Source organism: Enterococcus sp. AN402 (assembly GCF_040719405.1).
Lineage (GTDB): Bacteria > Bacillota > Bacilli > Lactobacillales > Enterococcaceae > Enterococcus > Enterococcus faecalis.
The window spans coordinates 225,343-242,275 of sequence record NZ_JBFDTM010000004.1; the positions used below are offsets into that span (position 1 = coordinate 225,343).

Annotated in this window: 17 protein-coding genes; 13 read left to right on the top strand and 4 right to left on the bottom strand. The window is 40.1% G+C overall.

Annotation, left to right across the window (positions count from 1 at the left end):
* Positions 1-3 precede the first annotated feature (3 nt).
* The 5 genes from AB1I62_RS02535 to menC are packed head-to-tail and all read left to right on the top strand — an operon-like array spanning position 4 to position 6,474.
* Complete coding sequence (locus AB1I62_RS02535) at positions 4-1,461, top strand: o-succinylbenzoate--CoA ligase (RefSeq protein ID WP_048737166.1); 1,458 nt, start codon at positions 4-6, stop codon at positions 1,459-1,461.
* A complete protein-coding gene (locus tag AB1I62_RS02540; protein WP_048737103.1) occupies positions 1,458-2,825 on the top strand; it encodes an isochorismate synthase in 1,368 nt (455 codons plus the stop codon). The genes AB1I62_RS02535 and AB1I62_RS02540 overlap by 4 nt, the downstream gene beginning before the upstream one ends.
* The gene (gene menD / locus AB1I62_RS02545) at positions 2,825-4,558 is read left to right on the top strand and encodes a 2-succinyl-5-enolpyruvyl-6-hydroxy-3-cyclohexene-1-carboxylic-acid synthase (RefSeq protein WP_048737100.1); all 1,734 of its coding nucleotides are present in this window, start codon (positions 2,825-2,827) and stop codon (positions 4,556-4,558) included. The genes AB1I62_RS02540 and menD overlap by 1 nt, the downstream gene beginning before the upstream one ends.
* A complete protein-coding gene (gene menH / locus AB1I62_RS02550; protein WP_002375851.1) occupies positions 4,546-5,370 on the top strand; it encodes a 2-succinyl-6-hydroxy-2,4-cyclohexadiene-1-carboxylate synthase in 825 nt (274 codons plus the stop codon). The genes menD and menH overlap by 13 nt, the downstream gene beginning before the upstream one ends.
* Entirely contained in the window at positions 5,371-6,474 is a 1,104-nt protein-coding gene (gene menC / locus AB1I62_RS02555; RefSeq protein ID WP_002375853.1) for an o-succinylbenzoate synthase, read from the top strand. It begins immediately after the preceding gene.
* Between the two features lie 56 nt (positions 6,475-6,530).
* On the opposite strand, the gene AB1I62_RS02560 is transcribed toward menC, so the two are convergent.
* Both AB1I62_RS02560 and AB1I62_RS02565 read right to left on the bottom strand, forming a co-directional pair.
* Positions 6,531-7,229, bottom strand: coding sequence for a glucosamine-6-phosphate deaminase (locus tag AB1I62_RS02560; protein ID WP_048737096.1), 699 nt, complete (start codon positions 7,227-7,229; stop codon positions 6,531-6,533).
* A 251-nt stretch (positions 7,230-7,480) separates the two neighbouring features.
* Entirely contained in the window at positions 7,481-9,007 is a 1,527-nt protein-coding gene (locus AB1I62_RS02565; protein WP_002375856.1) for an acyl-CoA synthetase, read from the bottom strand.
* A 220-nt stretch (positions 9,008-9,227) separates the two neighbouring features.
* On the opposite strand from AB1I62_RS02565, the gene AB1I62_RS02570 reads away from it, so the two are divergent.
* Complete coding sequence (locus AB1I62_RS02570) at positions 9,228-9,629, top strand: organic hydroperoxide resistance protein (protein WP_002355332.1); 402 nt, start codon at positions 9,228-9,230, stop codon at positions 9,627-9,629.
* A gap of 43 nt (positions 9,630-9,672) precedes the next feature.
* Here the strand turns inward: AB1I62_RS02570 and AB1I62_RS02575 are convergent, their stop codons facing one another.
* On the bottom strand, positions 9,673-10,443 hold the full coding sequence (locus tag AB1I62_RS02575) for a sulfite exporter TauE/SafE family protein (RefSeq protein ID WP_225581367.1): 771 nt from the start codon (positions 10,441-10,443) through the stop codon (positions 9,673-9,675).
* Positions 10,444-10,613: 170 nt separating this feature from the next.
* On the opposite strand from AB1I62_RS02575, the gene AB1I62_RS02580 reads away from it, so the two are divergent.
* From AB1I62_RS02580 to AB1I62_RS02610, 7 genes are read left to right on the top strand one after another with little or no spacing between them, the layout of a single operon-like run.
* On the top strand, positions 10,614-11,417 hold the full coding sequence (locus AB1I62_RS02580; protein WP_002358431.1) for a PTS sugar transporter subunit IIC: 804 nt from the start codon (positions 10,614-10,616) through the stop codon (positions 11,415-11,417).
* The gene (locus tag AB1I62_RS02585; protein WP_196782459.1) at positions 11,392-12,228 is read left to right on the top strand and encodes a PTS system mannose/fructose/sorbose family transporter subunit IID; all 837 of its coding nucleotides are present in this window, start codon (positions 11,392-11,394) and stop codon (positions 12,226-12,228) included. Before AB1I62_RS02580 ends, AB1I62_RS02585 begins: the two co-directional genes overlap by 26 nt.
* A 30-nt stretch (positions 12,229-12,258) precedes the next feature.
* Positions 12,259-12,735: a PTS sugar transporter subunit IIB gene (locus AB1I62_RS02590; protein ID WP_002355337.1), complete on the top strand. Its 477-nt coding sequence runs from the start codon at positions 12,259-12,261 to the stop codon at positions 12,733-12,735.
* 16 nt (positions 12,736-12,751) lie between these two features.
* Positions 12,752-13,603, top strand: coding sequence for an SIS domain-containing protein (locus AB1I62_RS02595; RefSeq protein WP_002355339.1), 852 nt, complete (start codon positions 12,752-12,754; stop codon positions 13,601-13,603).
* Positions 13,604-13,617: 14 nt separating this feature from the next.
* On the top strand, positions 13,618-14,508 hold the full coding sequence (gene murQ / locus AB1I62_RS02600) for an N-acetylmuramic acid 6-phosphate etherase (protein ID WP_016615938.1): 891 nt from the start codon (positions 13,618-13,620) through the stop codon (positions 14,506-14,508).
* A 12-nt stretch (positions 14,509-14,520) separates the two neighbouring features.
* On the top strand, positions 14,521-15,510 hold the full coding sequence (locus tag AB1I62_RS02605; protein ID WP_048737092.1) for a serine hydrolase: 990 nt from the start codon (positions 14,521-14,523) through the stop codon (positions 15,508-15,510).
* A 9-nt stretch (positions 15,511-15,519) separates the two neighbouring features.
* Positions 15,520-15,939 carry a PTS sugar transporter subunit IIA gene (locus AB1I62_RS02610; protein WP_002363016.1) on the top strand — a complete coding sequence of 140 codons (420 nt, stop codon included), beginning with the start codon at positions 15,520-15,522 and terminating at the stop codon, positions 15,937-15,939.
* A 178-nt stretch (positions 15,940-16,117) separates the two neighbouring features.
* On the opposite strand, the gene AB1I62_RS02615 is transcribed toward AB1I62_RS02610, so the two are convergent.
* Positions 16,118-16,927 (bottom strand): DUF1189 domain-containing protein, encoded by an 810-nt coding sequence (locus tag AB1I62_RS02615; protein WP_002355344.1) that lies wholly within the window; start codon positions 16,925-16,927, stop codon positions 16,118-16,120.
* Positions 16,928-16,933 lie beyond the last annotated feature (6 nt).

The following is a 16,933-nucleotide window of genomic DNA, read 5'->3' on the forward strand; positions in this document are numbered from 1 at the left end:
CCAATGACTTGGTTAAATAAACAAGTACAAAAACGTCCCGATCATCCTGCTTTTTATTTTCAGGATGAATCTTGGACGTTTTTAGAAGTGCAACAAGAAGTCAGCCATTGGGTAGCCACATATCAACAGGTGCTTGCACCAGAAGAAAAACGTGTGGCTTTATTCAGTAAGAACAGCAAAGAGTTGTATTTTTCAATTCTAGCCTTATGGGAATTGGGGAAAGAGTTATTATTTTTAAATACGCATTTGACACTTGCTGAACTGACTTTTCAGTTAAAAGATGCGCAAGTTAAAACGATTATTGGTGCGCCTGAAACGCAGGCTTTGTTAGAAGAAATTTCTTTTGTCGACGTTCAGCCAATGATTAAAAAACAGCATAGTCTTTCACATCAGGAGTTTCAACAGCCAAGTGACTTAGAGTCGGTGGCTTCTATTATGTATACATCTGGAACTACAGGACAGCCTAAAGGGGTCTTGCAACGGTTTAAAAATCATTTGGCCAGTGCTAGAGGCACCCAAGAAAATATGGGGATTACTGCTGAAGATTGTTGGTTGTGTGCAGTCCCATTATTTCACATTAGCGGATTGTCGATTGTTGTTCGACAACTCGTCTTAGGTTGTAGTATTCGCCTTTACGATAAATTTGATGAACAGCAAGTGACACAAGATTTACAAGAAGGCCGTGGAACCGTTATTTCAGTGGTTGCGACAATGTTACAAAAATTATTGTCTGTCTATCCTGAAGCTGGCTACAGCGTCAGCTTTAAAGGAATGCTATTAGGCGGCGGACCGATTGCTCCGGATAAATTAGCGCAGTGTGAGGAAAAAGGGATTCCAGTCATTCAATCTTATGGGATGACGGAAACGTGTTCGCAAGTTGTTGCCTTGAAATTTGAAGATGCGGCACTGAAAATCGGCTCTGCTGGGCAACCGTTAAAAGATATGCAGATCAAAATTGTTGATGAACTAGGACAAGAACAGCCAGAAAAGCAAGTCGGGGAAATTTTACTTAAGGGACCAAACGTTGTTTCAGGTTACCTTAACCATCGTCAACCTGAAAAATGGACAGCAGATGGTTGGTTTAAAACAGGCGACATGGGCTATTTAGATGCACAAGGTTACCTGTATTTGGTTAGTCGTTTAAGTGAACTCATTATCTCTGGTGGTGAAAATATTTACCCCACTGAGGTTGAACAGGTGTTACAGGCGATAACAGGAATTAAAGCAGCGGCAGTTGTAGGAGAACCAGATGCGCAATGGGGAGCCGTCCCAGTTGCATATGTGATTAGTGACCAAGAAATCACCTTAGCGCAAATTCAAGACCAGTGTTCACGAAAACTGGCAAAATATAAACGACCGAAACGCATTTATTTTTGTCATTCTTTCCCGCAAACAGCAAGTGGAAAGATTGCCAAACATCGTTTCATGACAGAAGAAAGAGAGGCGTTTTTAATCAGATGAAATTGCCTGATGAATTACGACAAGCCTATCAGAAGAATGCCCGTCAGTTCAGTTGGGTTTTTCCATTAGAAACAGAACAAACAGCCTTGGCAATTTTTGCCGCTGGTGAAAAGGCATACCAAGGAGAACGTTTTTTTTGGCAAACGCCGAAAAAAGATTTTGCTTTGGTTGGCTTCGGATATGAAACTATCTTAAAAGGCGCAGAAACAGAAACGCATCAATTGAACAACTTTTTAAAAAAAGATGCGGCAACTCGTTTTCAAAATATGTCTATTTCTGGTACGGGGGCTCTTCTGTTTGGCGGTTTGCCTTTTGATACAGAACAAACGCCTACTGAGGCCTGGGGAGAGTTAGGGGAAGGTTGGTTTTATCTACCAAGTATTCTATTTACTTTTTCAGGTTCACGTATTTATGGAACGCTGAACTTTTCAGGTTCTAGTGAACAAGAAGTCGAGGAACGTTGGTCGACTTTGGTGGCTCAGTTTGATCGCTTGTTAGCTACCTGTGAGGAGTTGCCAGCTGTAGCGGAAACAAAGATTGACAAGGAAGAAGTTGCCGTGACTGAATGGCTACAAGCTGTCAACGAAACAGTAGCAGTCTTAAGAGAAGATGGCCCTTTAAAAAAAGTGGTTTTGGCTCGACAACTTGCTGTGAGCAGTCCTGAAAAAATTCGAAGTAACCAAGTGCTCGTTAATTTAATGGCACAACAACAAAATACGTATTTGTTTGCTTTAGAAGCCAAAGACACAAGTTTCATTGGTGCAACACCAGAACGACTTCTGTTGGGTACTAAAAAAACGTTTGCGACCGCTTGTATTGCAGGAACCATTAAAACGGGTCAAACACCAGAAGAAACGAAAGCTTTAGGAGCACAACTTTTACAAGACCGCAAAAATACCGGAGAACACCAAATTGTGGTGGAACGTTTAGCGAAAGAGTTGGCGAAGATGACGACTTCTGAAAACAGTATTCAAGCACCCATTATTTTGGAAAATCGAGATGTACAACATCTTTATGTACCAATCTCGGGTCAACGTAAGCCGGGAATTTCGTTCTTGGAAAGTGTGATGCAGTTACACCCAACGCCAGCTTTAGGCGGTGAGCCCAAAGAGTTGGCAGTCGAATGGATTCGACAATATGAGCCAGGGAGTCGTGGGTTATATGGTGCGCCAATCGGTTGGATTTCAGGGAATGATGATAGTGGAGAGTTCGCTGTGGCCTTGCGTTCAGGTGTCTTTGCTGGTCAGCAAGGCGTTCTTTATGCAGGTTGTGGTATTGTTGCGGATTCCCAAGCAGAGCTAGAAAGAGAAGAAACGAAAATAAAATTTCAACCGATGTTACGAGGAATTGGAGGGCAGGTTTAATGAATCATCAAGAAACAATGACCGATTATTTAACGGCCTTTATTGAAGGCTTAAAAAATAGTGGGGTTGAACAAGCAGTCATTAGTCCAGGGTCCCGTTCCACACCACTGGCTTTATTACTTCATCGGGAAACCGCAATCCAAACTTTTGTCGATGTCGATGAACGTTCCGCTGCTTTTTTTGCTTTAGGATTAAGTAAAGCGAGTCAAAAACCAGTGGTCTTACTTTGTACCTCTGGAACAGCAGCTGCAAACTATTATCCAGCAATTTGCGAAGCCAATATTAGCCATGTACCCTTAGTCGTTTTAACAACGGATCGGCCGCATGAGTTACGTCAAGTTGGCGCTCCTCAAGCCATGGAGCAATTACAAATGTATCAAAATCATGTGAAATTATTTGTTGAAATGGCTTTGCCAGAAGCAACAGAAGAGATGTTGAATTACGCCTATTGGCAAGGCGCTAAAGGAGCAGCATTCGCGCAACAAACGCCTGCAGCACCTGTTCATTTGAATTTTCCTTTGCGGGAACCATTATTACCTGACTTAGAGAGAAAAACAAAGAGTTCTCAACAAACGGCTTTATTCGCTGGTCAATCAATCCTTTCTACAGAACAAGTGCAACAGTTAGCGAATCAATGGTACCAGAAAAACGGCGTCTTGGTTGTCGGTGGCAGTCATACAGAGAAAGAAGCGGCGTTATTTATTCAATTAGCCGAAGCTTTGCAATGGCCGTTACTAGCGGATCCTTTAGCAAACATTGTGACACATGGGCAAAATAGTGAAGTTGTTATTGCACATAGTGATCTGTTTCTAAATGTGGCGACCTTGCCACAAGAACCAGAAGTGGTAGTGCGCTTTGGTTCGCTGCCAATTTCTAAAAACATCATGTTATGGTTGAAACGCTTAGCAACGACAGAGACTGCTTTTTATTTTGTGGACGAAAATGGGCAATGGCAAGAGCAATTGAAAAAATCACAAACAGTTATTCAGGCAAAGGAAACCACGTTTGTAGAACAACTGCTAACGGTTGTCAAACCAACAGAAGCGACTTGGTTAGCACAATGGCTCCTGCTGGAAAAAACGGTCTCTGAAGTTCTTCTAGAAACGCTGAACGCGACAGAATTAAATGAAACAACAGCCAGCTTAGCTGTTCACCAAACAATGAAAGAGAACGGTCAGTTATTTGTATCTAATAGTATGGCTATCCGCTACTTAGATCGATTTATGGATAGTCGCCCTTATCGGATGTTTGGAAATCGCGGCATCAACGGGATTGATGGGATTGTTTCAACTGCTTTAGGAATGAGTGCCGTAGCACCGACACAGCAAAACGTTCTACTGATTGGTGATTTAGCACTATATCATGATATGAATGGTTTATTTTTGGCTAAACGTTATCAGTTGCCGTTAACAATTGTTTTATTAAATAACAACGGTGGCGGGATTTTCTCTTTTCTATCTCAACGAACTTTACGTGAGGACGATTTCGAGCCTTTATTTGGAACACCGCTTGATTTAGATTTTTCGTTAGTTGCTGAACTTTACGGTGCTTCGTATCAAGAAGTCAAAACAAGCGCGGAGCTTAAGCAAATTTTACAAACAGCGGCTGAAGAACCACAATTTCAAGTGATAGAAGTCAAAGGAAATCGCCAAGAGAATGTTCATTTGTACGAATCAATTTTAGCTGAAATTGGTAGACGAGTAGAAAGACAGGGGATTTCATGGAACGGTTAATTCGGGGGATGCAGTACCATTATCAATGGTTAACACCTTTTGATGCAAAGCGAACGACTCTAGTCTGTTTACACGGTTTCACAGGAACGTTAGCCACGTTTGCAGCCGTTTTTCCCAGTCAAACACCTTATAACGTTTTAGGCATTGACTTACCTGGTCATGGCGCGACTGCTAGTTTGGTAGCACCAGAGCGTTATACCATGAAACAGGTTTGCCATGATCTTGCTGAACTAACCGAATCGCTAAATTTGCCTTGCTTTTGTTTATTAGGCTATTCAATGGGCGCTCGAACAGCTTTAGGTTTTGCATTACATTATCCACAAAAGGTACAGCATCTTTTATTGGAAAGTGGATCACCAGGTTTGGCCACCGCCGCAGAACGTCAGGCTCGTATCTGTCAAGATCATCGTTTGGCGGAACGTCTCTTAGAGGAACCGCTTGTGGATTTTATTGATTTCTGGCAAGAATTACCGTTATTTCAAACGCAAAAAGCCTTGTCTGTGGCACAGCAAATGGCCATTCGTCAGGAACGTTTGAGCCAATCGGCCTTTGGGTTGGCTAGCAGTTTGTGGTATATGGGTACAGGAGCGCAAGAGAGTTACTGGGAACGTCTAGCAGAATTGCAGCCGATTCCTACCGATTTATTGGTAGGCGGCGAAGATCAAAAATTTATTGGGATTGCGAAAAAAATGCAGGCACGTCAACCGTTGTTGAGGCTGACAATTTTTCCTGAAGCAGGACATTGTATCCATTTAGAACAACCAACGATTTTCTATGAAAAGGTGACAGCGTTATTGGAAGGAGCCATCTGAATGAACATTCAATCAATTGAAACCTATCAGGTTCGTTTGCCTTTAAAAACGCCGTTTGTCACGAGCTATGGTCGCTTGGAAGAAAAAGCGTTTGATCTATTTGTAATAACGGATGAGCAAGGAAATCAAGGGTTTGGCGAATTAGTGGCTTTTGAGCAGCCTGATTATGTGCAAGAAACGTTGGTAACCGAACGCTTCATCATCCAACAGCATTTAATTCCGTTACTTTTAACAGAAGCGATTGAACAGCCGCAAGAGGTTTCAACAATTTTTGAAGAAGTTAAAGGACATTGGATGGGAAAAGCTGCGTTAGAAACTGCCATCTGGGATTTATATGCCAAACGGCAACAGAAGAGTTTAACTGAATTTTTTGGACCAACGCGGAGGAAAATTCCTGTAGGGATTAGTTTAGGGATTCAAGAAGACTTACCTCAATTACTTAAACAAGTTCAGTTAGCTGTAGAAAAAGGGTATCAACGAGTGAAGCTGAAAATTCGTCCCGGTTATGATGTGGAACCCGTTGCTTTGATTCGTCAGCATTTTCCTAACTTGCCTTTAATGGTCGATGCCAATTCAGCGTATACATTGGCTGATTTGCCTCAATTGCAACGTTTAGATCACTATCAATTAGCGATGATTGAACAGCCTTTTGCTGCAGATGATTTTTTAGATCATGCACAATTACAAAGAGAACTGAAGACAAGAATTTGTTTGGATGAAAATATTCGTAGTCTCAAAGACTGCCAAGTGGCGTCAGCATTGGGCAGTTGCCGTAGTATCAATTTGAAGATTCCTCGTGTAGGTGGGATTCACGAGGCGTTGAAGATTGCCACATTTTGCCAAGAAAATGATTTATTGGTTTGGTTAGGTGGCATGTTTGAGTCTGGTGTCGGACGCGCATTGAATTTGCAATTTGCGTCACAGCCTACCTTTTCCTTTCCAGGTGATATTTCAGCCACGGAACGCTATTTTTATGAAGATATCATCACGGAACCTTTTGTTTTAGAGCAAGGGACAATGACCGTGCCTCAGGGACTTGGTATTGGTGTTACACTTTCCCAGACGAGTTTGCTAAAATACAGTCAGTATCAAAAAATCATGTAATGATAACAAAATTGCGCCTATGACTATGCAGAGAAGCATAATCTAGGCGCAATTTTTTATTTTTCTAATTGACTCGCTGCGGCTTCATCCAAGAGAACCGTTAAATTTGGATGGAGTTGAAGAATAGAAGCAGGATACGTTTCTGTGACAGGTCCTTGGAGTACTTGTTTGACCATTTGAGCTTTTTTTTCACCATTTACAATTAGGACAAGGTGCTTAACTTTCATGATGCTGGCTGGCCCCATCGTAACAAAGGTCATGCCTGGCTGCATCATTTCAGGAACAAACCAAGGCTCTGAACCAGTGACGGTCACTTGATAGGTTTCATTTTTAAAATGAGTGGTAGTGGGCATGTTCCCACAAAAATGACCATCTGCTCCTAAGCCAATTAACATCAAATCTAAGCCGCCTGCGTCAGCAATCCGTTGTTCTTGTTGTTGAAAGTTTTCAACAGTTAATGGATGGATGTTTTGCTCGGATATTTCTGCAGGTGTCAAATACAGCGTCCGCAAATCTGTCAGAGTAATGCCTTCCTTTTGATGAGGAACGGGGATTTCATCAAAGTTATAATAATGAACATTATCAAAGTCAGATGAATTTTTCACAATCGAGGCTAATTTTTGGTAAACAAGTGTTGGCGTTTTGCCAGCGGTAATTGATAAATTCACTCGTTTATCTTGACTCATCGTGCTTAGAAGTAACATTTTTGCCCATTCGCTCATCGTGTCGAAATCTTGTTTAATTAAAATTTTCATACTTGCTCACTCCATTCTTTGAATAAGCTAAGTATAATTTGTGGGAACCATCCCATGTCAAGTTCTTCACAAAAAGGATTTAATTAACGGTAGACAAAAGAAAGAGGAGCAGCCGTCAAAACGACGACTGCTCCTCTTTTTAAAGCTTAAGATAACCTACAACGAGTTAACTTTTTAGCTTTCTGCTCCACTTGCTCCAACGCTGGCCTAAACGTTCTTTTGACCAACGTTATTTGACAAAGAATCTTATTTTATTGTTCTTTCAACCATTTTTCTAGTTGTAAACGTTGCACTTTCATAGTAGCTGTGTGAGGGATTTCATCAAAAGCCATAATGATAGGTTCGTTTAAATGTGGTAAATCGGCTACTTGTGTCCACCAAGCGTCCCAATCCATTTCTTCCCCAGGGACAACCGCTAAAATTGGTTGAGGTTCATTTTCTTTACCACGGACAATAATCACTTCTTCTAAGAAATCTAATGCATCCAATAAATGATCTTCAATAGCTAAATTACTGTCGATGTTTTCAATTAGATCTACTTGGCGATCTTTCAAGAATAAGTGGCCGCGTTCATCTAACATCCCGTAATCGCCGCTGTCCCACCATTCGCCGTAGACATTTTCTGCAAAGCGGGCATCTTCTTTGTAATATGTTAAGGCCCGTCCTTTTGATAAGAATTGGATATGGCCGTCCGTCATCGCAGGTAAAACTTGTCCTTTTTCATCGGTAATTCGAGCTTGTGTTAAATCCTCTAAACCAACACCCATGTCACGAGCATCTGAATCTTTTAGGGATTCTAAAGTATGCGCTCGTAAGATCATTGGCCCGCATTCACTTTGTCCATAAACTTGTAGGAAAATTGGTTCATTGGCAGCAGATGCTTTTAAGAAAGCCACCATTGTAGCGTTGTTAATTGCATCAAAAGTAGAATGATAATAATGGACACTAGCGAAGGCTTCAGGTTTTTCTTTGGCCAAACGAACCCATTGAACGAAGTTATTGGGGTGTGTTTCTACAGCGATTGGTTGATAGGTGCTGAACATTTCAGCGACTTTTTCGCTCGAAGCATTTGCTAAAGGCATCATAGGGAAGCCCATAGCCATTAAAGAAGACACGCCAATGTTAAAACGAGAATGAACTGGCGAAATATGAAAGCCAACTAATTTCTTTTCAGCAATTTTTGTAAAAATGGTTTTTTGCCATTTTGTACGCCAACCCATAGAGTGATTGGAATGACAGATAAGTTTAGGAATACCTGTTGTTCCAGAGGTGTGAGTCATGTAGGCAATTTCGTCTTTAGTCAGTTCGTCTTGAGGAACTTCCGTGGCATCAGCTTCTAAAAGAGAAGCAACCGAAAGTTTTTTATTGTCAGAGCTGTTACGAACAGCTTGAACTTTTTCAGCAGTCACATCATCAAATAAAATATAAGGATCTTCTAAACGATCAACGAATACTTCAATTGTTTCAAAAGGTAAATGGTATGAAACCATTACAGGAACGGCTGCTAGATATGAGGCTGCAACAGCTAGTAAATACGTGTCGAATTTAGGACTTTTATAAATAATAATTTTGTCGCCTTTTTTTACACCTAAAGCGGCTAATTGATATGCCCGTTTCAAAATTTCTTGATGGCTTTCACCATAAGTTGTTTCTAAGCCAAGTGCAGGAAAAGCAGGCAAAGATTCATCAAAAATAATTGGAACAGTTGGTGTTTTTTCTGCGGCTTCTTGATAGTTTGTGTAGAGGTTTAATGGTTGATAATCAAGTAAGTGTGTCAAGGGAAAGTCTCCTTTGTAAAATAGTTTGTGTACAAATGTACAAGTTCACTTTATCCTATCATAGAATGGGTTCTTTTTCTACGTCAAAAATACAACGTTAAATGTTATTTTTTATTATTCACAAGCACAACGTTTGCTGTATCTGGCAAAGTTTCCTACAATAACTATGTAAGTAAAAAGTTCTCAGAAGTGTAAAACTTTACAAAGGAGAGGAATTTACATGAAAAAAATCTATGAAACAACTATCATTAATACGGGTGGACGTGCAGGAGAAGTTCACTCACCGGATAAATCATTTTCTTATGCGGTTGCTTCGCCAGGTGTCAAGAAAGAAAATACAACAAATCCAGAACAATTATTCGCAGCGGCTTACAGTGCTTGCTTTAACGGTGCGTTAGAATTAGTGATGGATCAAGAAAAAGTCGAAGGTAAAAGTACAGTAACTGCACGTGTTTCCTTATTCCAAGGAGAAGATGGGTTTAGCGTTGGTGCTGAATTAGAAGTTCATATTGATGGGGTAGATCAAGCTAAAGCAGAAGAACTTGTTAAAAAAGCCCACGAAATTTGCCCATATTCTAAAGCAACAAGAAATAATATAGATGTTAAATTAACAGTGATTTAATTAAAAAAGAAGCGCTTTGTCTATACGACAAAGCGCTTCTTTTTTAGATAACAGTCCACAAATTATACATATTTAACAAAATAACTAAAAAAACAACTAAACTATAAATTTGGGCGACCCGTTGTTGGGATAATTTTTTACTGAAAAGACCGCCGACATAACCACCGAATAAAGCGGCAGGAATAATAGCCCAAAGCATTGTCAAATCAAAAACCGCAAACCCTGTGGTCAAGCCGATATTGCCAAGTTTGGCGAGTTGGGAGAAAAAAATAGTAATGATGGAATAAACAGTTGCTGATTTGATATCCATTCCAAAAAAGAGAATAAGGCAAGCTACATTAATGGGACCGCCACCGATGCCTAAAAAGGTTGATAGAATCCCTAAGCCTAATCCGACAATCAGAAAAATGCTCAATCCGTTGAGGTGTAAGTGCCAGTTGGAAAATTGATTGTAGAGAAGAACCAAAACCAAGGTCAGCAACATGATGATATATTGGATTAGTTGTACTTTTTCTTCATTTGGTGCTAGTGCAATCGCCTGATTAAGAAGTAAATCACCTAACATGCCGCCGACTAAGGAACCAAACGAAATACTCGCGGCTTTTTTCCATTCAATTTGGACACCATTTTGATACTGTTTATAAGTCGAAGAAATGGACATGACAAAAACAGCGACACTTGAATAGAACGCAATACTATTTAACGAATGGAACCCAAGAAAATCCAAAACAGGCTTAATAATGACGCCTCCACCCATCCCAGAGAGCGCACCAACTGTATTGGATAGAAAAATAGTTATGAAATAAATCAGCAAAACCCGCACATAATCACTCCTAAACCGTTTTCTTTTAGTATAGCACAAAAATTATATAAGAAATATAATTTCATTTAAAAATATTTTTAAAAAGAACTTGAAATGATATTTCTTTAATGGTATTCTACAAATACAAAAAAAGAAAACGCATTCAAGGAGGATGAGAAAGCATGACAGTATCGATTGGTATTATTTTGATTTTATGTCTTTACACAGTTGTTGGTGTACTTGACCAAATTTCTATTCAGATTGGTCCATATACACCATTGTTTGCTGCAACGTTTACTGGCCTAGTCTTAGGAGATGTTCAAACAGGTTTGATGATTGGGGCAACGCTTCAATTGATGACATTAGGCGTAGCGACTTATGGAGGAGCAACAGTCCCAGACTTTCTTTCGGGGGCCATTATGGGAACGGCTTATGCAATCATTTCAGGGAAAGGGGCAGAGTATGGTATCGGAGTTGCGGTTCCGATTGGGTTATTATTAACACAACTAGATATTTTAGGCAGAATGGCTAATACGTTTTTCCAACACAAAGCAGATCGCTATGCGGAAGAAGGCAATTATAAAGGGGTCGAGCGCTGCAATGTTTTAGGAATTTTTCCTTGGACGATTTCTCGTGTCATCCCAGTTTTTATTGGCCTAGCTTTTGGTGAACAAGTTGTAAACGCTATCAATAATTGGATTCCTATTTGGGTGATGAATGGGTTAAAAGCAGCAGGTGCTATTTTACCAGCGATGGGGATTGCTATTTTAATGCGGTACTTGCCAATTAAAACATACTGGCCTTATTTTATTATTGGGTTCGTGTTACTTGCTTATGGGGCCCAATTCTTCTCAGTTTTAGGTGTCGCACTGGTTGGCTTGGCTTTAGCAGCGATTTATGTGATGAATCATAACAAAGGCGGCGCAGCTACAACAAGTGGCACGGTTATTTACGAAGATGATGAGGAGGTTGAGATTGATGACTAACAAATTAACAAAAAAGGATATTAATAAAGTTTACGTCCGTAATCTTTTTGGCTATCAGTGGGGCTGGAACTATGAAAAAATGCAAGGACTTGGTTACGCTTGGGTGATGATGCCTGCATTAAAGCGACTATACAGTGAAGATCCAGTAGCTATGAAGAAAGCCTTGAAGACACATCTTGGCTTTATGAATACAACGCCAGCCATGTCGCATTTAATTGTCGGAGCTGATATGGCTTTGGAAGAAGAAGTCGGCATTGAAGATGAAACGGCCATTACTGGCTTGAAAACAGGTCTAATGGGTCCGTTTGCTGGTGTTGGTGATACCATTTTTATCGCGATTTATCGTGCGATTGTTTTTTCGATTGCAGCTTACATGGCGCAAGGGGGCCAGGTTGTTGGGTTACTGATCCCGTTAATTGCCGGAGCAGTGGTCCTATGGGTTCGCTATAAATTCACTTGGATTGGTTACCATCAAGGGAAAAAAATTGCGACAGAATTTGCGGATAAAATGAAATTGTTTACACAAGGTGCAGCTATTTTAGGGTTAACGGTGGTCGGCGGTTTGATTCCTTCGGTAATTACTTACAAATTAGATTTAACTTATAAAATGGGAGATGTAACATTATCTGTTCAAGAAATGTTGGATAAAATTTTACCCGCATTAATTCCTTTAGGGATTGTTCTTTTATCCTATTGGTTACTAGGGAAAAAGAAAATGAATTCAACACGGCTAATCTTTGTTTTAATTTTAATTGGCATGGTTTTAGGCAATTTACAACCAATGTTGGCTTGGGTTGGCGGTTTATTTTAAAAAAATAGTATATAATAGGAGAGATTTATTATGACAATTGTACATGCAAGAGTAGATGAGCGTTTAATTCACGGACAAGTTGCAACCGTTTGGACGAATACGGTTGGCGCACAAAGAATCATGGTAGTAAATGATGCCGCTGTCAAAGATCAATTACAAATTGGTGCCTTAAAAATGGCTAAGCCTGCAGGAGTTAAATTATCCATTTTATCAAAACGTAAAGCGATTGAAAAAATTTTAGCAGGCAATTATGATGAAGAAAAAGTCTTTTTAATTACGAAAGACATTGCAGATATGGCGGCTTTAATTGATGGCGGTGTTCCGTTGCAGAGCTTCAATGTCGGCAATATTTCTCAAAAAGAAGGCAGTCGAGCAATTAAAAAATCTGTTGCATTAACCGATGAAGATATTCAAACCGTTCGTCGTTTAACAGATAATGGGGTGACTATTACCGCACAGATGATCCCCTCTGAACCAAACGAAGCAATTTTAACTTTCATAAAATAGAAATGGAGATGAGAAGATGGAACCAATCCGTTCAATCAGACAAAAATATAAGGACTTTTCCAAAGTAAATAAGAGAATCGCAGACTATATACTGAAGGATCCGACCCGTCTTCTCTCATTAACAGCAAACGAAATTGCTAGCAATAGCGAAACTTCTCCGGCGTCAGTTACCCGTTTTTCTAAACAATTAGGGTTTGACAGCTGGGAAGAGTTAAAACTATCCATTGCAGCGGTACAAGCTGCCAGTAACGGTAAAAAAGATATTGATCCAATTGTAGCGGCGGATGATTCGGTGGATACTATTTGTATGAAAGTGGAATCTTTATTAAATGCTACGATTGAGGATTTATTTTATACAGTGGATAAACAAGCCTTGGAACGAGCAATCGCGCATGTTAAAAAAGCGGAAAAAATTCATTTGGTTGGAATTGGTGCCTCTTCTTTAACGACTTATAATCTTTATCACAAGTTTAACCGCGCTGGTCGCCAAGCGATTTTTAATTATGATAGTCACATGATGTTGGAGTTTTTAAATTATGCAACGGCACAAGACATTTTGATCACGGTCTCCTATAGTGGTTTGACAAAAGAAGCCTTAATCGCCTGTGAAATTGCCAAAAATAGAGGCGCAACGGTTATTTTTATTACCAGTAACGATGGAGAAAACGTGCGATCATTGAGCGATGAAGTTCTTTTAGTCCCCAATAATGAGCACCTCATTCGAGTGGGGGCTATTTCATCGATTGCTTCGTCAATGGCAATTGGCGATGTTCTGTATTTAGGTTCAATTCAAGATGATTTAGACACAGAAATTGAACGTAATATGATTGAAACGAGTCAACTTGTCAGCCGTCTAAAAGAGAAGTAGGGGTGTGCAAGCAAATGAACTTAGAAGGATTAACGACAGAAGCCAGAAATGAAGCGACTAAAAAGATTGACCAAGTGTCAACATTAGAGATGGTGACTTTAATAAATCAAGAAGACCAAAAGGTAGCACAAGCAATTGAAAAGGTGCTTCCGCAGATTGCTGCAGCAATTGATGCAGCGGCAGAACGATTTAAAAAAGGGGGCCGTTTAATCTATTGTGGTGCAGGAACGTCTGGACGTTTAGGGGCTTTGGATGCGATTGAATTAACGCCCACATATAGTGTGTCGCCAGAACGCGCATTTGGTATTTTAGCTGGTGGTGAAAAAGCAATGTATCAAGCAATTGAAGGCGCTGAAGACTCGAAAGAATTAGCTATCGAAAATTTAACGCAACATCAATTGACCGCCCGAGATGTCGTAATTGCGATTGCTGCTAGTGGTCGGACACCATATGCTGTTTCCGCAATTGAATACGGAAAAAAAGTGGGCGCTCTAACCATTTCAGTTACCTGTAATAATCAAAGTCCGATGAATCAATTGGCGGAAATTGGGATTGCGCCAATTGTAGGACCGGAAGTCATTACAGGATCAACTAGAATGAAAGCGGGTTCAGCACAGAAAATGGTGTTAAATATGTTTTCAACAGGGATTATGGTTAAAGTAGGGAATATCTATCAAAATTTGATGGTCAACGTACAACCAACGAACGAAAAATTAATTCAACGTGCCACGAATATCATTAAAGAAGCAGCAGAAATCGAGGAATCGCAAGCCAAAGAATACTTGGAGGCAGCACAGCTAGAAGTGGCACCAGCCATTGTAATGGCGAAAGCCCACGTTGATTTTCAAAAAGCCAAACAACTATTAGCAGAACATGACGGACGGATTTCAGAAGTTTTAGCATAGAAGTGGTGAACAATGAATCAAATCGCAATTCAAGAAACAATTCAGAGACTGATTAATCAGCAAGTCGTTCCGGGTGTCGCTTGGGGAACGATTACAGAAGGTAGCTTATCAGAACAGTATACGGGCTTTTTAGGTAATACTGGTCCATTTGCAAGACAAAAGGTTTCATCAGCTAGCCTGTATGATTTAGCGTCCTTAACGAAAGTTATTGGGACAACAAGTCGAATGTTACAATTAATCGATACAAATCAGCTTGCTTTTTCAACCACTGTGGGGGAAATCCTACCTGATTATCAAGGACTATCTTGTTCGATTGGGGAGCTTCTACTGCATCAGAGCGGACTGCCAGCTGATGTTGCCGATAAGAAAAATGTCACAAAAAAAAGCTTGCAAGAAATCATTTTAACGCATTCGTTATCTGAACGAGGGAAAACCACTTATTCTGATTTAGGGTATTACTTATTGGGAGAAATTATTCAAGTATTGGATCGCTGCTCATTAGAAGAGAGCTTTCAAACATATGTATTTCAACCAATGAACCTACAGCATACAAGTTTTACGGTCAGCGATTTTGCCCAGGCAGTGCCCACAGAGATTACAAAACAACGCGGCGTTATTCAGGGAGTGGTCCACGATTCGAAAGCCTATCAACTAAAAGCGCCAATCGGCAGTGCAGGGTTATTTGCAACTTTACCAGATTTACTCACTTTTGTTCAGTGTTTTATGAACAATCGCTACCCGTCTGGCAAACCATTATTTTCTGAAAAAATGTTCGATGCTCTCTGGTCTATGAACCAAGGGGGACGTACATTTGGTTGGGAAGTGAAAAAGACGCAAGCTGGGGCAGACTATTTGTATCATACTGGCTTTACTGGAACGGCGATTGGTATGAAAAAAGAGACCAAAGAAGCCCTAATTTTGTTGACGAATCGGATTCATCCCACTCGTGAAGAACGTGGTTTTCTGAAAGCACGAACAAAAATTTATCAGCAGTATTTTTAGGAGGATATGATGAAACCAAAATTAATTTTAATGAGCCATGGACGGATGGCAGAAGAAACCTTAGCTTCTACTCAAATGATTGTCGGGGAATTAGCAGATGCTGCGATTGTGTCAATGACCGCAGAAGATGGCTTGAGCGGCACGCAAGCAAAACTGGCAGCAATCTTAAAAGAAGCTGGCAATGTCCCGACGCTTGTATTAGCTGATTTAAAAGGAGGAACACCTTGTAATGTGGCTATGATGGCCATGGGCACTTATCCGCAATTGCGAGTAGTCGCTGGACTTAATTTAGCAATGGCAATTGAAGCAGCCGTCTCACCTGTGGAAAATGTGGATGAATTAGCTGCATATTTAACGCAAATTGGCCAATCTGCGGTGACTACGATTGACTTACCTGAATTAACAGATGAAGAAGAATTTGAAGAATAGAAAGAGGTCGGGACGGAACCGTTTAGCTCCGAGAAATAAGAAGGAATTTCCGAAAATTGCTTTTTAATTTTTGGAGAATTTCGGCTTATTTCCGAAGGAGTTGGTTCTGTTCCCGCCGTTTATCAGGTTTTGAGCCTGGAACAAAAATCCAAAGTGATTTTTGTCCCAGGCTCTTTTTTTAAGAACCAGGGATATTCCGTGGTTCGTTTTTGGTTGTGACAAAGAAAAAGAACAGACTTAGTAAAATAACTAGGATGCCATCGTTAAACATCGGATTTACGAAGTTTAAAATAGCACTTAAGATGACTGGCACGGTAGCACAATACGTAATAATTTTTAAACAATCAATCAAACGTAAAGAATAAAAACGTAATTTTGAATAGAGAGATGCACCGATAGCGGCAATCAGTAAGTCTAAAACTAAACCGATTAGAACAGGGTAGATAGCCACTAAAAAGACAATAAGTTTTGTCCACCAGGGGATCGCTGCTTCACTTAGCGCAGTCTTGATACTCTGAGCGTTAACGCCATCTAAGGTTCCTTTACTATAGGGGAAGATAAATTGGTCGGTGCCTAGAATTGATTCAGTTGCGCCTGAATTTGGTAAGGCGACTACAAATTCATCTTGTAAAAAAGCCAAACCAAACGCATTACCAATTAAATCTTTTTGGACATCAGCGGCTGTACGCTTTCCATCTGGATCAAACGTAAAAATAATCGAGTCGGTTTGATAAATAAAGCCAGATTCTTTAGCCTTTGTTTGCAACGTGCCATTTTCAATAGAAAAGTCAGGCAACTTTTCTGCAATTTTTTGGCCATCTTGTTGCACCTCTTGTAGCACAGAAAAGACTTGTTTGGTAATAGGTAGTGCTAAAATAGCACTTAAAAAAACAGCATAGAGAATTACTTTCCAAAACGCCATTTTTTTCGCATGCCGTAATTCTGAAACTGAAAAAAAGGCCTGCTTAAATAATTGCAATGTATTCATTTATTT

Bases quoted from the DNA above. Each gene is read 5' to 3' on its own strand.
- AB1I62_RS02535 (WP_048737166.1), top strand. From the start codon at position 4: ATGACTTGGTTAAATAAACAAGTACAAAAACGTCCCGATCATCCTGCT.
- AB1I62_RS02540 (WP_048737103.1), top strand. From the start codon at position 1,458: ATGAAATTGCCTGATGAATTACGACAAGCCTATCAGAAGAATGCCCGT.
- menD (WP_048737100.1), top strand. From the start codon at position 2,825: ATGAATCATCAAGAAACAATGACCGATTATTTAACGGCCTTTATTGAA.
- menH (WP_002375851.1), top strand. From the start codon at position 4,546: ATGGAACGGTTAATTCGGGGGATGCAGTACCATTATCAATGGTTAACA.
- menC (WP_002375853.1), top strand. From the start codon at position 5,371: ATGAACATTCAATCAATTGAAACCTATCAGGTTCGTTTGCCTTTAAAA.
- AB1I62_RS02560 (WP_048737096.1), bottom strand. From the start codon at position 7,229: ATGAAAATTTTAATTAAACAAGATTTCGACACGATGAGCGAATGGGCA.
- AB1I62_RS02570 (WP_002355332.1), top strand. From the start codon at position 9,228: ATGAAAAAAATCTATGAAACAACTATCATTAATACGGGTGGACGTGCA.
- AB1I62_RS02580 (WP_002358431.1), top strand. From the start codon at position 10,614: ATGACAGTATCGATTGGTATTATTTTGATTTTATGTCTTTACACAGTT.
- AB1I62_RS02585 (WP_196782459.1), top strand. From the start codon at position 11,392: ATGAGGAGGTTGAGATTGATGACTAACAAATTAACAAAAAAGGATATT.
- AB1I62_RS02590 (WP_002355337.1), top strand. From the start codon at position 12,259: ATGACAATTGTACATGCAAGAGTAGATGAGCGTTTAATTCACGGACAA.
- AB1I62_RS02595 (WP_002355339.1), top strand. From the start codon at position 12,752: ATGGAACCAATCCGTTCAATCAGACAAAAATATAAGGACTTTTCCAAA.
- murQ (WP_016615938.1), top strand. From the start codon at position 13,618: ATGAACTTAGAAGGATTAACGACAGAAGCCAGAAATGAAGCGACTAAA.
- AB1I62_RS02605 (WP_048737092.1), top strand. From the start codon at position 14,521: ATGAATCAAATCGCAATTCAAGAAACAATTCAGAGACTGATTAATCAG.
- AB1I62_RS02610 (WP_002363016.1), top strand. From the start codon at position 15,520: ATGAAACCAAAATTAATTTTAATGAGCCATGGACGGATGGCAGAAGAA.
- AB1I62_RS02615 (WP_002355344.1), bottom strand. From the start codon at position 16,927: ATGAATACATTGCAATTATTTAAGCAGGCCTTTTTTTCAGTTTCAGAA.